This is a genomic window from Streptomyces sp. SLBN-8D4 (assembly GCF_049739545.1).
GTDB lineage: Bacteria > Actinomycetota > Actinomycetes > Streptomycetales > Streptomycetaceae > Streptomyces > Streptomyces canus_C.
This window is the reverse complement of the sequence record NZ_JBMGQC010000001.1, coordinates 7,517,874-7,532,302: the sequence shown is the minus strand read 5'-3', so window position 1 is coordinate 7,532,302 and position 14,429 is coordinate 7,517,874. Positions and strand designations below refer to the sequence as shown.

Annotated in this window: 17 protein-coding genes; 8 read left to right on the top strand and 9 right to left on the bottom strand. The window is 72.2% G+C overall.

Annotated elements, in window-relative coordinates; genetic code table 11:
* The first annotated feature begins 30 nt into the window (after positions 1–30).
* From RKD20_RS34220 to RKD20_RS34200, 5 genes are read left to right on the top strand one after another with little or no spacing between them, the layout of a single operon-like run.
* Entirely contained in the window at positions 31–1,563 is a 1,533-nt protein-coding gene (locus tag RKD20_RS34220) for a sodium:solute symporter family protein (protein ID WP_424881089.1), read from the top strand.
* Positions 1,560–2,129 (top strand): sigma-70 family RNA polymerase sigma factor, encoded by a 570-nt coding sequence (locus tag RKD20_RS34215; RefSeq protein ID WP_424881088.1) that lies wholly within the window; start codon positions 1,560–1,562, stop codon positions 2,127–2,129. The genes RKD20_RS34220 and RKD20_RS34215 overlap by 4 nt, the downstream gene beginning before the upstream one ends.
* On the top strand, positions 2,126–2,407 hold the full coding sequence (locus tag RKD20_RS34210) for a hypothetical protein (RefSeq protein ID WP_424881087.1): 282 nt from the start codon (positions 2,126–2,128) through the stop codon (positions 2,405–2,407). The genes RKD20_RS34215 and RKD20_RS34210 overlap by 4 nt, the downstream gene beginning before the upstream one ends.
* A 33-nt stretch (positions 2,408–2,440) precedes the next feature.
* Positions 2,441–4,225 carry a glycoside hydrolase family 15 protein gene (locus RKD20_RS34205; protein WP_424881086.1) on the top strand — a complete coding sequence of 595 codons (1,785 nt, stop codon included), beginning with the start codon at positions 2,441–2,443 and terminating at the stop codon, positions 4,223–4,225.
* Positions 4,226–4,230: 5 nt separating this feature from the next.
* On the top strand, positions 4,231–4,986 hold the full coding sequence (locus tag RKD20_RS34200) for an SDR family oxidoreductase (RefSeq protein WP_424881085.1): 756 nt from the start codon (positions 4,231–4,233) through the stop codon (positions 4,984–4,986).
* 58 nt (positions 4,987–5,044) lie between these two features.
* Here the strand turns inward: RKD20_RS34200 and amaP are convergent, their stop codons facing one another.
* From amaP to RKD20_RS34175, 5 genes are read right to left on the bottom strand one after another with little or no spacing between them, the layout of a single operon-like run.
* Positions 5,045–5,623, bottom strand: coding sequence for an alkaline shock response membrane anchor protein AmaP (gene amaP, locus RKD20_RS34195; protein WP_424881084.1), 579 nt, complete (start codon positions 5,621–5,623; stop codon positions 5,045–5,047).
* 5 nt (positions 5,624–5,628) lie between these two features.
* Positions 5,629–6,315 carry a DUF6286 domain-containing protein gene (locus tag RKD20_RS34190; protein ID WP_424881083.1) on the bottom strand — a complete coding sequence of 229 codons (687 nt, stop codon included), beginning with the start codon at positions 6,313–6,315 and terminating at the stop codon, positions 5,629–5,631.
* Positions 6,312–6,710 (bottom strand): Asp23/Gls24 family envelope stress response protein, encoded by a 399-nt coding sequence (locus RKD20_RS34185; RefSeq protein WP_424881082.1) that lies wholly within the window; start codon positions 6,708–6,710, stop codon positions 6,312–6,314. The genes RKD20_RS34190 and RKD20_RS34185 overlap by 4 nt, the downstream gene beginning before the upstream one ends.
* A complete protein-coding gene (locus tag RKD20_RS34180) occupies positions 6,707–6,901 on the bottom strand; it encodes a hypothetical protein (protein ID WP_020121359.1) in 195 nt (64 codons plus the stop codon). The genes RKD20_RS34185 and RKD20_RS34180 overlap by 4 nt, the downstream gene beginning before the upstream one ends.
* Before the next feature lie 37 nt (positions 6,902–6,938).
* Positions 6,939–7,403 (bottom strand): Asp23/Gls24 family envelope stress response protein, encoded by a 465-nt coding sequence (locus tag RKD20_RS34175; RefSeq protein ID WP_020121360.1) that lies wholly within the window; start codon positions 7,401–7,403, stop codon positions 6,939–6,941.
* Between the two features lie 85 nt (positions 7,404–7,488).
* On the opposite strand from RKD20_RS34175, the gene RKD20_RS34170 reads away from it, so the two are divergent.
* The gene (locus tag RKD20_RS34170) at positions 7,489–8,205 is read left to right on the top strand and encodes a nucleopolyhedrovirus P10 family protein (protein WP_424881081.1); all 717 of its coding nucleotides are present in this window, start codon (positions 7,489–7,491) and stop codon (positions 8,203–8,205) included.
* A 21-nt stretch (positions 8,206–8,226) separates the two neighbouring features.
* Here the strand turns inward: RKD20_RS34170 and RKD20_RS34165 are convergent, their stop codons facing one another.
* The 3 genes from RKD20_RS34165 to RKD20_RS34155 all read right to left on the bottom strand — a co-directional run bounded on the left by RKD20_RS34165 (position 8,227) and on the right by RKD20_RS34155 (position 11,340).
* A complete protein-coding gene (locus RKD20_RS34165) occupies positions 8,227–9,039 on the bottom strand; it encodes an enoyl-CoA hydratase/isomerase family protein (protein ID WP_424881080.1) in 813 nt (270 codons plus the stop codon).
* 130 nt (positions 9,040–9,169) lie between these two features.
* On the bottom strand, positions 9,170–9,391 hold the full coding sequence (locus RKD20_RS34160) for a helix-turn-helix domain-containing protein (protein ID WP_004002281.1): 222 nt from the start codon (positions 9,389–9,391) through the stop codon (positions 9,170–9,172).
* A gap of 350 nt (positions 9,392–9,741) precedes the next feature.
* Positions 9,742–11,340 carry an ABC-F family ATP-binding cassette domain-containing protein gene (locus RKD20_RS34155; protein ID WP_424881079.1) on the bottom strand — a complete coding sequence of 533 codons (1,599 nt, stop codon included), beginning with the start codon at positions 11,338–11,340 and terminating at the stop codon, positions 9,742–9,744.
* A gap of 265 nt (positions 11,341–11,605) precedes the next feature.
* Between RKD20_RS34155 and ypfJ the strand changes: the two genes are divergently transcribed.
* Together ypfJ and RKD20_RS34145 are read left to right on the top strand one after the other, a co-directional pair.
* Entirely contained in the window at positions 11,606–12,496 is an 891-nt protein-coding gene (gene ypfJ / locus RKD20_RS34150; protein ID WP_424881078.1) for a KPN_02809 family neutral zinc metallopeptidase, read from the top strand.
* A 94-nt stretch (positions 12,497–12,590) separates the two neighbouring features.
* Positions 12,591–13,004 carry a VOC family protein gene (locus tag RKD20_RS34145; RefSeq protein ID WP_424881077.1) on the top strand — a complete coding sequence of 138 codons (414 nt, stop codon included), beginning with the start codon at positions 12,591–12,593 and terminating at the stop codon, positions 13,002–13,004.
* Between the two features lie 7 nt (positions 13,005–13,011).
* Here RKD20_RS34145 and RKD20_RS34140 read toward each other — a convergent pair whose 3' ends face one another.
* A complete protein-coding gene (locus RKD20_RS34140) occupies positions 13,012–14,412 on the bottom strand; it encodes a hypothetical protein (protein ID WP_424881076.1) in 1,401 nt (466 codons plus the stop codon).
* Between the last annotated feature and the right edge of the window lie 17 nt (positions 14,413–14,429).

The window sequence follows — 14,429 nt, the reverse complement described above, 5'->3', positions numbered from 1 at the left end:
CACACGCAGGGCACACCAAGGACGGTGACCATGGCCGACGGCGCCATGACCGCGACGTTTCTCGCCGTGATCGGCGGAGCGTCGCTGCTCGCCGTGACCGCGCGCCGGCTGCGCCCGAGCGACCGGCTGCCGTCCCTGGAGGGCTGGGCGCTGGCCGACCGCAGTCTCGGCCCGGTGTGGACCTGGCTGCTGCTGGGCGGCACGATCTTCACCGCGTACACCTTCACGGCCGTACCCGGCCTCGCGTACGGCAACGGCGGAGCCGCCTTCTTCGCGGTGCCGTACACGGTGATCGTCTGTCCGATCGCCTTCGTGCTGCTCGGCCGCCTCGGCGAGGTGGCCCGCCGGCACGGCTACATCACCGCGGCCGACTTCGTGCGCGGCCGCTACGGGTCGGCGCCGCTGGCCCTGGTGGTCGCGCTCACCGGGATCCTCGCGACGATGCCGTATCTGGCGCTCCAACTGCTCGGGATACGGGCCGTGCTGACCGCCGGGGGCGTGTACCCGCGGGGCGCGAGCGGTGACCTGGTGATGGTGGCTCTGTTCGCGGGGCTCGCGGTGGCCACCTACCGGCACGGGCTGCGGGCGCCCACCGTGATCTCCGCGCTCAAGGCGGTCGCCGTCTTCGTCTCGCTCACCGCCGTCACCTGGCTGGTCCTGGAACGGCTCGGCGGACCGGGCGCGGTGTTCGACGGGGCCGCCGGGCGGCTGGGCGAACCCGCCCTGCTCCTCTCCCCCGAACAGCAGCCCGCCTACGCCACCCTCGCCCTCGGCTCCGCCCTCGCCCTGCTGATGTACCCGCACGTCCTGACCGCCGCCTTCGCCGCCGACAGCCCCCGCACCCTGCGCAAGGTCGCCGTGGCGCTGCCCGCCTGGACGGGGCTGCTCGCGCTCTTCGGGTTCCTCGGCATCGCGGCGCTCGCGGCCGGGGTGCGGGCACCGGAGGGCGGCGCCGAGACCGCCGTACCGATGCTGGTGGACCGGCTGATGCCGGGGCCGCTGGCCGGGCTGGTGTTCGGCGCGATCACTGTGGGGGCGCTGGTCCCGGCCGCGGTGATGTCGATCGCGGCGGCCACCAGCTTCGTCCGCAACGTGTACGTCGAGTACGTGCACCCCACCGCCACGCCCAAGCGGCAGGTGCGCATCGCCAAGACGGTGTCGCTGACGGCGAAGGTGGGCGCGGTCGCCTTCGTGTTCGGGCTGCGCGACCAGGACGCCGTCAACCTGCAGCTCCTCGGCGGGGTCTGGATCCTGCAGATCTTCCCGGCCGTCGCCGTGGGTCTGTTCACCGGGCGGCTGCATCCGCGGGCGCTGCTCGCCGGATGGGCGGCGGGCATGCTGACCGGCACCTTCCTCGTGGTCCGCGAGGGCTTCTCCTCGCTCGGCAGCGGGCCCTTCCAGATCTACGCCGGTCTGGTCGCCCTCCTGCTGAACCTGACCGTCGCCCTGGCCGGAACCGCGGCCCTCGAACGGCTCGGCGTCCCGCGCGGCGCCGACCTGACCGACCTACCGTCGCGCCTGACCGTCAGGCGGCGCCCCGAGACGGGAGCGAACAACCCGTGAGACAGCACCTGAGACACGGCACCCCGGTGCCCGTCCCGCTCGCCCCGGCGGCGGCCGACCCGGCCGAACTGGAGCGCGAGGCCGGTGTGGCCCGCCTTTTCGAGCTGCACTACGCCTCGATGCTCCGCCTCGCCGTGCTGCTCGGCGCCGACGACCCGGAGAACGTGGTCGCCGAGGCCTACTACCAGATCTACCGGAAGTGGCGGCGCCTGCGGGACACCGAGGCGGCGGAGGCCTATCTGCGCTCCACCGTCTGCAATCTGACCCGGATGCGGATACGGCATCTCCAGGTCGCCCGCAGGCACGTCGAGCACCCCCCGGCGAGCACGGACGAGCTCGTGGCCTCCGCCGAGAGCACCGCGCTCCTCCACGACGACCAGCGTGTCCTCATCGACGCGCTCCAGCAGTTGCCCGCCCGGCAGCGCGAGGCGCTGGTGCTCAGGCACTGGCTCGGGCTGAAGGAGAGCGAGATCGCGTCCGCTATGGGGATCTCCTGCGGCTCCGTCAAGACCCACACGGCACGCGGCCTGGCCGCACTGACCCAGGCGATGGAGGCCCGGCGATGACGCACCGAGACACGACCGAGTCGCGCACCGCGCAGGAACTCCAGGAAGCTCTCGCCGCGCTGGCGGGCGGGGTGCACGCGGCCCCCGACGCCTATCGCACGGCACGCGGCGAGTGGCTGCGCCGGGAACGCCGCCGCCGGCTCGTCCTGACCGTCCTCATCGCGGTCGTGTTCGCGCTCGCGACACTGATCGGTCTGTGGGTCCTGAACCAGACACCGGCGCACTCGGGGGTGATCTTCTCGGGGACAGCCGCTTCACTCCCCCGGCCCCACCCCTGATTGCCCGCACGGCCGGCCGGGAAACCGCACAGCGTGCACCCCCGTATCGAGGACTACGCCCTCATCGGCGACGAACAGACCGCCGCCCTGGTCGGCATGGACGGCTCCGTGGACTGGCTGTGCCTGCCCCGCTTCGACTCGGCGGCCTGCTTCGCCAGACTGCTCGGGGACGAGGAGAACGGCCACTGGCGGATCGCTCCGAAGAACGCCGACCGGTGCACGAGGCGCGCCTACCGCCCCGACACCCTCGTCCTGGACACCGAGTGGGAGACCGACGAGGGCGCGGTGCGCGTCACCGACCTGATGCCGCAGCGAGATGTCGCACCCGACGTCGTACGCGTCGTGGAAGGGCTCCGCGGCCGGGTCACCGTGCGCAGCACGCTGAGGCTGCGCTTCGAGTACGGCTCGATCGTGCCGTGGGTGCGCAGGGCGGACGGGCACCGGGTGGCCGTCGCGGGACCCGACGCGACATGGCTGCGCAGCGAGCCCCCGGTACGCACCTGGGGCGAGCACTTCGGGACGCACTCGGAGTTCACCGTCGAGGCGGGCGAGAAGGTCGCGTTCGTCCTCACCTGGCATCCCTCGCACGAGCCGCGCCCCCCGCTGACCGACCCCTTCGAGACGCTGGAGAGCAGCGTGGCCGACTGGCAGGCGTGGGCGGCGCGCTGCCGCTACGACGGTCCGCACCGGGACGCCGTGGTCCGTTCCCTGATCACCCTGAAGGCGCTCACCTACCGGCCGACCGGCGGCATCGTGGCCGCGGCCACCACCTCGCTGCCGGAGGAGATGGGCGGGGTGCGCAACTGGGACTACCGCTACTGCTGGCTGCGCGACTCCACCCTCACGCTGTCCGCCCTGGTGCAGTGCGGTTACCTGGAGGAGGCCGAGGCCTGGCGGGACTGGCTGCTGCGCGCGGTCGCCGGCGACCCGGCGGACCTGCAGATCATGTACGGCGTGGCGGGCGAGCGGCGGCTGCCCGAGTTCGAGCTGCCGTGGCTGTCCGGCTTCGGCGGCTCCACGCCGGTACGCATCGGCAACGAGGCCGTGAAGCAGCTCCAGCTGGACGTGTACGGCGAGGTCATGGACTCGCTGTCGCTGGCACGGCGGGCGGGCCTGCCCGCCAAGCCGCACATGTGGTCCCTGCAGAGCGTCCTGCTGGACTTCCTCCGCTCCTCCTGGCGGCAGCCGGACGAGGGGATCTGGGAGGTGCGCGGCGGCCGCCGCGACTTCGTCCACTCGAAGGTCATGGTGTGGGTCGCCGCCGACCGCGCGGTGCGGGCCCTGGAGGCATTCCCGGCCCTGAAGGGCGCCCCGGACGGCTGGCGCGCGCTGCGCGACGAGGTGCACCGCGAGGTCTGCGAGAAGGGCTACGACGCCGAACGCAACACCTTCACCCAGTACTACGGCTCACGCGAACTCGACGCGTCCCTGCTGCTGATCCCGCGCACCGGCTTCCTGCCGCCCGACGATCCCCGGGTCGTCGGCACCATCGACGCGATCCGCGCGGAGCTGGACCACGACGGACTGGTACGGCGGTACAGCGCCGAGGAGACCCCCGTCGACGGGCTGCCCGGCGGCGAGGGCACCTTCCTGGTGTGCTCGTTCTGGCTCGCCGACGCCCTCCACATGACCGGCCGCACGAAGGAGGCGCGGGACCTGTTCGAACGGCTGCTGGGGCTGGCCAACGACGTGGGGCTGCTGTCCGAGGAGTACGACCCGGTGGCCGGCGTCCAGCTCGGCAACTTCCCGCAGGCGTTCAGCCACATCGGTCTGGTGACCACCGCCCTCACCCTGTACGGGGGCGAGGGGGCAGGATAGGAACCATGGATCTTGGACTGAAGGACCGTGTGTACGTCGTCACCGGAGCGACCCGGGGGCTCGGCAACGCGGCCGCGCGTTCGCTGGTCGCGGACGGGGCGAAGGTCGTGGTGACCGGGCGGGAGGAGACGCGAGCGCTTGCCGCGGCCGCGGAGTTGGGGCCGAACGCCGTGGGCGTGGCCGTCGACAACGCCGATCCGTCGGCGCCCGAGCGGCTGATCGCCACCGCGCGCGAGCACTTCGGCGGCTTCGACGGAGTGCTCGTCAGCGTCGGTGGGCCCCCGCCCGGTTTTGTCGCCGACAACACGGACGAGCAGTGGCAGTCCGCCTTCGAGTCCGTGTTCCTCGGGGCGGTCCGGCTGGCTCGGGCGGCCGCGGCGGAGCTGGAGGCGGGGGGTGTCATCGGGTTCGTGCTCTCCGCGTCGGTGCACGAGCCGCTCCCGGGGCTGACCATCTCGAACGGACTGCGGCCCGGTCTCGCGGGGTTCGCGAAGTCCCTCGCGGACGAGCTGGGGCCGCGCGGGATTCGGGTCGTCGGTCTTCTGCCGTCCCGCATCGACACGGATCGCGTGCGCGAGCTGGACGCGTTGTCCGCGGACCCGGAGGCGACTCGGGCTGCGAACGAGTCCCGGATTCCGTTGCGGCGGTATGGGACGCCGGAGGAGTTCGGGCGGGCTGCGGCGTTCTTCCTGTCGCCGGCCGCTTCCTATTTGACCGGGGTCATGCTGCCCGTCGATGGGGGCATGCGGCACGGTTTTTAGACTGCGGACAGGTGGGGGCTGAGCGCGCGGTTCCCCGCGCCCCTGAAAGCACAGGCCCTCAACTGACCCTTTCTGCCTTGTGCTTGACGCCGGTCATGCGGACCTCGGCCGGAAGTGAGTCGAGGCCCGCCGAATTACGGGCGTGGGCCAGTGCCTCGGTCGTCAGGTGGTGCAGGGCCGTTCCCGGGTCCACGTGGGGTTCCAGCAGGAGCCGCACCCGGGTCCCGGGAGCGTCCGGGCGGCCGGTCAGATGGGCGTGGGCCCGCTGGACGCCGTCCAACTCGGCTGCGTCACCTTCGAGTACGCCCTCCAGGGCCCGGCCCCTCAGGAGCGCGCCCTCGCCGTCGCCCGTGCTGACGCGCACCTCCGTGAGCCGGCGCCTGCGCAGCACCGACGTCAGCCACCACAGGGTCAGGAGCACCACGAGCGCCAGTGCGGCGATGACCGTCGGCCACCACCAGCCCTCGCCCTCCCAGCGGGTGCGCTCCGCGTCGCTCAGCAGGACGTCCTTCTTGCCGTCGTGGATCCACCAGGACGGCGGGTCGAGGCCGAGGCCCACGGCGAGCACCGAGCCGCCGACGACCAGGAGCACCAGGCCCACCAGGCCGATCAGTACGCGGTTGACGGTCCTGGACATCGGCCTCAGCCCTTCTTCCCGGTCGTTCGCGCCACGTGCACCGACAGGGCGGGCGGCCGGGCCAGGCCCAGTCCCCTGATCGCCTCGGCGAGGGTGGCGTCCAGGTCGGCGCGTACGTCGTCCAGTTCACGGAAGTGGGAGACCGTGCGGACGTCGGCCTTCCGCCGCCTCATCCGTACGCGTGCGGACTGGACGCCGGACACCTCCATGGCGCGGTCGCGCAGCACCATGGCGGCCGCGTCGCGGTGCAGGCCGGCGCGGACGTCGGGGTGGGTGCGGCTCATCGGGAGCAGGCCGCGCAGCCCCGGTGTGACGGCCAGGACGATCAGCCACAGGCCCAGGGCCGCGGCGACACCGGCGCCGATCAGGACCCAGATGTCGTCCAGGGGGCGTTCGGCGAGCTGTGCGGAGAGTGCGCGGCGCCAGTGCATGGCCGGCCGGTCGGCCCGGACGGCCGCGATGTCGTACAGGAAGATCCCCGCGACGAGCAGGAGCAGCACGGCGACGATCCCGGCCGGAACCCTGCGCGCCGACCAGAAACGGCGTGCGCCGCCGCCCGCCTCTGCCTGAGGTGCGGGTGGTGGTCCGTACGCCGCCGCCGACCCGGAGTGCTCGCGTTGGTCCGGTTCCGCTGTCCGCTCGATGACCGGCAGTCGTTGTGTGGTGCCTTCTGAGCCCTGGGGCTCGCTCATCGCGTCCTCCCCTGTGCCGCGCCGTGCGTCTGTGCCGGATACAGCCGCTCCACCTGGACGGCGACCTCCGACACCTCCATGCCCACCAACGCGACTACCCGCTCGACCACGTGCTGACGCACCCCTCGGCACCGCGCGCCGATGTCGCACGGGTAGTCGAGTTCGAGGTGCATGCGGATGCGGGCCACTTCGTGGTGGACGACGACGGTGGCGTGCGGGCGCCCGGCCTCGGCGGGGAGCTTTCCGAGCGCCTCGCGGGCCGCCTGTCCCGCGACCTTGGCGACCACCCGGTCGGCGATCCTCGTCGCCCCTCGCTCGCCGGGCGGGACGGCGGTCGCGGTCAGGGGTCCGCGGAGCCCGTCCGCCGTGCCGTTCTCACTGCTCACGGACGTCATGGCCGCCGGTCGCGTCGGTCGTCACGGGTACGGAAGAAGTCGCCGATCTCCAGGTCCCCCTCCAGGAACCGGCCGACGACGAAGCCGATGGCGCCCAGCGCCGCCACCAGCAGGAAGGCGCCGAACCCGCCGAAATATCCTGCGAAGCCCAGCGCCATGCCGGCGATCATGCCGACCACGGCCATGCTCATCGTGCGCTCCCTAAAGGTCCTTCACGGTGTGGTGCGGCTACTGGAGTCGGGACTCCGGCTCCTCGTCCTCCTCGTCGGGGAGCTTCACATCGCTCACCGCGACATTGACCTCGACGACCTCCAGGCCGGTCATCCGCTCCACCGCGGCGATGACGTTCTCCCGCACCGCCTTGGCCACGTCGGAGATGGAGACGCCGTAGTCGACGACGATCTCCAGGTCGAGCGCGGTCTGCACCTCGCCGACCTCGACCTTGACCCCGCGGGTGGCGGACTTCGAACCGCCGGGCACCCGGTCCCGTACGGCCCCGAAGGTGCGGCTCAGACCGCTGCCCATGGCGTGGACGCCGAGGACGTCCCGCGCCGCGAGTCCGGCGATCTTCTCCACGACACCGTCGGCGATGGTGGTGCGCCCTCGGGTCGCCGGGTCGCCGCCGCCGCGCTTGGTGGTCTTCCGCAGTTGCGCCTGCTGCTCCACCTCGGTGCTCTGTGTCATGTCGGTCATCGCGTCACCCCTTTCGCTCGTCCTCCTTCGACCACCGTAAGCGCGGTTGCGCGATCGCGCCCCGGAGATGCGGCAGGCTGGAGGAATGACGGCGGAGCAGTGGGCACGGACGGTGCGGCATCAGCTGGGGCTGGGCAGACTGCTGCCCCTGGGCGGACCGCGTGACGGCGCGTGGATCTCCGAGGAGGCGGCCGGGGCGGTGCTGCGGGCCGCCGCCGAGGGCCTTCGGGGCGTACGGCTGGGGGCGGTGCGCCTCGGGCTCGCCCGTCCGGAGGAGGCGCCCGAGCCTGTAGTACCGGCGCCTCCGAGCGCGCTGCCGCCCGGTCCGCTGCGGCTCGCGGCGGAGTTCGAGGCCACGCCCGCGGAGCCGCTGCCGGCGGCGGCGGAGCGGCTGCGCACGGCACTGGCCGGGGCGGCGGCCGGGCTGCTGGGGCTGGAGCTCGACGAGGTGGACCTGCGGGTGACGGCCCTGCTGGACGAGGACGTCGAACGTTCCCCCGTACGGGTGCCCGAGCCGCCGCGTGCCGTGGAGGCGGGACGCGGCGAGGAGACCCTCGTGGCCGTCGCCGCCCTTGCGGTGCCCGGGGTGGGCCGGCTGACCGGGGTGCTGGGGCGGCCGGTGCACATCGAGGACCGGGAGACCGGGGAGGGCGCGCTTCCGCGCCGCCATGTCCGCGTCGAACTGGCGGCGGGCGCGGACCGCCGGGCCCTGGACGTGGCCCGGGAGGTCCGCGCCGCCGTGGGAGAGGTGCTGGCGGACCGGCCGACGGTGGCCGTGCTGGTGACGGCCGTGACGAGCTAGGGTCCGCCCGCCGGACAGGTCCTAGTCGCCGACTCCGGCGAGGTCCCGCAGGCGTCGGGTCTGGGCCGCGCGCTCGGCGCCGCGCTGCTCGTCGAAGGTGCGGTCCTGGGCGCCGCGCAGCAGCGCCTTGGTCTCGACGACCGCGTCGCGGGGGGCGGACAGGAGTGCGGCCGCCAGGTCGTGCACGGCGGCGTCGAGCTGGTCCAGGGGGACGGCGACGTTGGCGAGGCCGGTGCTCACGGCCTCCTCGGCCGTCACAAAGCGCCCGGTGGCGCAGATCTCCAGCGCCCGGGCGTAGCCGACAAGCCCCACCAGGGGGTGGGTGCCGGTGAGGTCGGGAACCAGGCCCAGACTGGTCTCACGCATGGCGAACTGCACGTCGTCGGCGACGACACGCAGGTCACAGGCGAGGGCCAGCTGGAAGCCCGCCCCGATGGCATGCCCCTGCACGGCGGCGATGGACACGACGTCACTGCGCCGCCACCAGGTGAAGCCCTCCTGGAACTGAGCGATGGCGGCGTCGAGTTCGGCGTCACCACTGCGGGCGAGGTCGATGAACGACGGCTCGCCCTCGATCCCCTCCGGCGTGAACATCTGCCGGTCGAGCCCGGCGGAGAAGGACTTGCCTTCGCCGCGCAGCACCACGACCCGGACGGAGCCCGGCACCAGCCGGCCGGCCTCGGCGAGCGCGCGCCACAGAGCGGGGCTCTGCGCGTTGCGCTTGTCGGGGTTGGTCAGCGTCACCGTGGCGAGGGTGTCCTCGACGGTGAGCCGTACGCCGTCCTTGTCGAGCAGGGGAACGAGTTCCTGGCCATCCTGGCTGGACGTCGCCATGGGGCGCCTCCGATGAGTGCGGTCATCCTCCGTGCCGCAGGACGGCACAGCTAAGTGACTGCACAGTAACCACCCGGTCAGTCAGCCGACCGACCGGGTGGCCACCATCGAAGCCGATGGGCCGCCCGGTTCAGGACGATGCGGCCTTCTTGCCCCGCGTCGCTCCGCCACGCCCACGAAGCGTGACGCCCGATTCGCTGAGCATCCGGTGCACGAAGCCATACGAGCGGCCGGTTTCCTCGGCCAGTGCCCGAATGCTCGCACCGGAGTCGTACTTCTTCTTCAGGTCTGCCGCGAGCTTGTCGCGCGCGGCGCCGGTTACCCGGCTGCCCTTCTTCAGAGTCTCGGCCACCCGTGCCTCCTCATGGGAAGTGCGCTCTGGTTCTCTCATGATCACCCCTCCAGGCGTTCATGGCCACCCATTCGGCAAGGTCCGTAAGACATGGTTTTGACGACAGGAGCGAGTCCCCACATACGGAATCCGGGATTCCACCCGGGCGCGTTCGTACCGCCGAACGGGTTCCTTTGTGAAAGGCCAGGTCAGAGACGCACGACGGCCGAGCCCTTGTCGATAAAGGACTCGGCCGCGAAATCGGTGTAGGACACACTTCGGTACGAGGAGATCTCACACAGATGATGGATCACCGGTGGGCCGAATGATCCATACGCCGTTGATCACGTATTCGATCAAGCGGACGAGGGTCAGGCGAGCGCGACGAGATCCGCGTAGTCCGCGCCCCACAGGTCCTCGACGCCGTCCGGCAGCAGGATGATCCGCTCCGGCTGGAGCGCCTCCACCGCGCCCTCGTCGTGGGTGACCAGGACGACCGCGCCCTTGTAGGTGCGCAGCGCGCCGAGGATCTCCTCGCGGCTGGCCGGGTCGAGGTTGTTGGTGGGCTCGTCGAGGAGGAGGACGTTCGCCGAGGAGACGACCAGGGTGGCGAGCGCGAGACGGGTCTTCTCGCCGCCGGAGAGGACCCCGGCCGGCTTGTCGACGTCGTCGCCGGAGAACAGGAACGAGCCGAGCGTCTTGCGCACCTCGACGAGGTCGAGGTCGGGGGCCGCCGAGCGCATGTTCTCCAGGACCGTGCGCTCGGGGTCGAGCGTCTCGTGCTCCTGGGCGTAGTAGCCGAGCTTGAGGCCGTGGCCGGGCACGACCGCGCCGGTGTCCGGCTGCTCGGTCCCGGCGAGCAGGCGCAGCAGGGTGGTCTTGCCCGCACCGTTGAGGCCCAGGATGACCACGCGGGAGCCCTTGTCGATGGCCAGGTCGACGTCGGTGAAGATCTCCAGCGAGCCGTACGACTTCGACAGGCCCTCCGCCATCAGCGGGGTCTTGCCGCAGGGCGCGGGCTCGGGGAAGCGCAGCTTGGCGACCTTGTCCTGCTGGCGCACCGCGTCGAGTCCGGCGAGCAGCCGGTCGGCGCGCTTGGCCATGTTCTGCGCGGCGACCGTCTTGGTGGCCTTGGCGCGCATCTTGTCGGCCTGCGAGTGCAGGGCGGCGGCCTTCTTCTCGGCGTTCTGCCGCTCGCGCTTGCGGCGCTTCTCGTCGGCCTCGCGCTGCTGCTGGTAGAGCTTCCAGCCCATGTTGTAGACGTCGATCTGGGCGCGGTTGGCATCCAGGTAGAACACCTTGTTGACGACCGTCTCGACCAGGTCGACGTCGTGGGAGATCACGATGAAGCCGCCGCGGTAGGTCTTGAGGTAGTCCCGCAGCCAGATGATCGAGTCGGCGTCGAGGTGGTTGGTCGGCTCGTCGAGGAGCAGGGTGTCGGCGTCGGAGAAGAGGATCCGGGCCAGTTCGATACGGCGGCGCTGACCACCGGAGAGAGTGTGCAGGGGCTGGCCCAGCACCCGGTCGGGGAGGTTCAGCGCGGCGGCGATGGTGGCGGCCTCGGCCTCGGCGGAATACCCGCCCTTGGTGAGGAACTCCGTCTCCTGGCGCTCGTACTGCCGCAGGGCCTTCTCGCGGGTGGCGCCCTGGCCGTTGGCGATGCGCTGTTCGTTGTCGCGCATCTTCTTCAGCAGGATGTCCAGGCCGCGCGCGGAGAGGATGCGGTCGCGGGCGAGGACGTCGAGGTCGCCGGTGCGGGGGTCCTGGGGGAGGTAGCCGACCTCGCCGGAGCGGGTGATCTGACCCGCGGCGGGGATGCCCTCGCCGGCCAGGCACTTGGTGAGGGTGGTCTTCCCCGCGCCGTTGCGGCCGACCAGACCGATGCGGTCGCCCTTGGCGACTCGGAAGGTGGCGGACTCGATGAGGACTCGGGCGCCGGCGCGCAGCTCGATACCGGAGGCGGAGATCACGGACAGACTCCAGGGCGGATTCGGGATTGACGGGTGGGCGGCTGAGGACGTTCCCGCCGTCTAATGCGCGAGGAGAATGGCCATGGGCCAAGTCTAACGGGGGCGTGCAAGCACTTTTTCTGGGTTCGGGTGTTCGGTTGGTCTCCCTCCGGGTATCCGGTCGGTTCCCGTTGCCGGCCCTCGTTCGGACGTGTGTCCGAGGCCGGAGAGGGGCCGCCGGGCGAGAATGCCCTGCGGGGGCCGGTGAGCGCGGAGGACGGTGTCCATGCAGTTCGACGACGACGCCCCGTTGGACACCTCCGAGGTGCAGGACGTGCGCGGCAGCCGTATCCCAGGCGGGAAGGCGACCGTCGGCGGTGGCATCGGCGGACTGATCGTCCTGCTCCTCGGACTGTTCCTCGGTGTCGGTCCCGACCAGCTCGGGCTCACCGACGGCGGCGGACAGCCGGCGGCCGCGGCCTCCGGGCTCACCGAGGTCGAGCGGAGCTGCCGGACCGGGCAGGACGCGAACACACGCGACGACTGCCGGACGGTGGCGGTGGTCAACAGCGTGCAGGACTACTGGGACCAGGAGTTCCAGCGGCGCAACGGCACGTACACCCGCTCCCCCACGTTCTTCTTCAGCGAGCAGGTGGGCACCGCGTGCGGCTCGGCGACCTCGGCGGTCGGACCGTTCTACTGCCCGGGCGACCGCAGGGTCTACCTCGACCTCGGGTTCTTCGACGAGCTGCGGTCCAAGTTCGGGGCCAGTGGCGGGTCGTTCGCGCAGGCGTACGTGGTGGCGCACGAGTACGGCCATCACGTGCAGGACCTGACGGGCACGCTGAGCCGGTCGCAGGACGGAGGGACCGGCGCCGACAGCACCTCGGTGAAGGTGGAGCTACAGGCGGACTGCTACGCCGGGGTGTGGGCGCGGCACGCGACCACGACGAAGGACGAGTCGACGGGCCGGCCGCTCATCACGAACCTCACCGACGCGGACATCGCCGACGGTCTGGACGCGGCGGCGGCCGTGGGCGACGACCGGATCCAGGAGCGGTTCCAGGGGCGGGTGACACCGGAGTCGTGGACGCACGGGTCGGCGCAGCAGCGGCAGAGCTGGTTCCGGCAGGGCTACGAGTCCGGCGACATGGCACGGTGCGACACCTTCCGGTGAGGATCGCGCCGGTGGAGAGGCCGTTGTCAGCGGTCGCTGCGAAACTGGACGACAGAGGGGATCCGCGACTTCTGGTCACAAGGGAGTGATCGGCATGGCAGGCACGAGCGGTGGGCGTCCGAGCATCTACCCGGCACTGCTGTACGCCGACGCGAAGGCGGCGATCCGACAACTGACGGAGGCCTTCGGCTTCACCGAACTCGCGGTGTACGAGGGCGAGGACGGCCTGGTGAGCCACGCCGAGCTGGTCCAGGGCAACGGGGCGGTGATGCTGGGTTCCAAGGGCACCGGCAGCGCCTACGACAAGCTGATGAAGGACGCGGGCCCGGCCGGGGTGTACGTCGTGGTGGACGACGTCGACGCGCACCACCGCCGCGCTGTGGAGCACGGCGCGGAGATCCTGATGCCCCCGACGGACCAGGACTACGGCTCCCGGGACTACATGGCCCGGGACGCCGAGGGCAATGTGTGGAGCTTCGGGACCTACGCCCCCGACACGGCGGGCTGAGCGTCCTTCAGCTGCCGCCGGTGTGCACCTGGAAGGCGGCGCGGCGGACGGCCTTGGCGAGGGCCGGGTCGGGGTGGGCGGCGGCGAGGGCGACCAGGACCTGCACGGTGCGCGGATGGCCGACGGCCCGTACCTCGTCGAGCAGTTGGGGGACGGTCGGCTGGACGGCGGACTCCAGGTGCCGCACCAACATGGGGGCCTCGCCGTGGTCCGCGACGGCGGCAGCCGTGTCGACCCACAGCCAGGTGGCCTCTTTCCGGGTGAGGACCTCGTGGGCGTCCTCCGGGTCGATCCCGTCGTGCTCGGCCAGCCACAGCAGGGCGTACGGCCGCAGGGTGGGCTCCTCGGCCACGGAGCGGACGTCGGGCTCGGCGGGGGCGCCGACCACCCGCAGCGCCTCGAAGGCGAGGCCGCGCAGCAGGGCGTCGTCGCCGCGGGCGGCCCCGAGCAGCTCGGCGACGGCGCTGCCCACGGGGCGGGCGGCGAGCCAGGCGCGGTACTCGGCGCGGGCCGCGTTGGGGCGCAGCTGGGCGCAGCCGCGCAGCATCTCCTCGGCGGCGACCTCGATGTTGCCGGCCGGGCTCTGCGCGGCGACGCAGATCTGCTCCAGCTTGACCCACACCGCCCAGCTGCCGAGCGGGGTCAGGGTGGCCTGGCCGTCGCCGTAGGTCAGGGCGCCGACGCAGGCGAGGGCGCGCAGGGCCCATTCGAGGAGAGGGGCAAGGGGGGCGTCGGCCGTCTCGGGCACCTCCACGGGCTCCGGCTGCGGGCCGTAGGGGATCTCGCAGCGCTCGGTGCGCAGTTCGGTGACGCGCTGCTCCAGGAGGTCCAGGAGCTGCTCCACGGGGACGGGGCCGGCCGACAGCTGGAGGAAGGAGAGGACCTGGGGCATGGCCGAGACGACCTCGGCGACGGCGGCGGGCTCGCGGTCGGCGGGTTCCGGGACGGCGAGCGACCAGGCGTCGAAGAGGGCGACCCAGCCGCGCAGTACGGCACTGTCGTCACGGTCCCAGGCGCGCAGCCGCCAGCCCGGGCGGGCGTCGTCGCCGTGCACCTCGACGAGGCCGGCGAGGCGGGCGGTGTCCCAGTCCGCGCGGACCTGAGCCGCGGTCAGGCCGAGATCCCCGGCCGCGCGGGCGGCCGTCTCGTCGGAGAGGGTGCCGTTGCCGTCGGAGCTCGTGCCGTCCCTGCCGGGGCCCAGGGCGCCGTCGGCCCAGTGCGCGACGCGGGCCGCGTCGGCAAGACCTCTGCGCGCCATTCTGGCCAGTTCCGCGGGGGCCGGTGTGCCCTCCGGGGGGCGGGGCGCGGGGCGGCGTGGGCGCCGTTGGTTCACAGCTGAGGGGGCGGCGGCCAGGGGTCGCGGGCGGACGAGTCGAAGCCTGGAGTCGCGCGGGATACGGGACGTCACGGGTGCAGTCTTCCGGT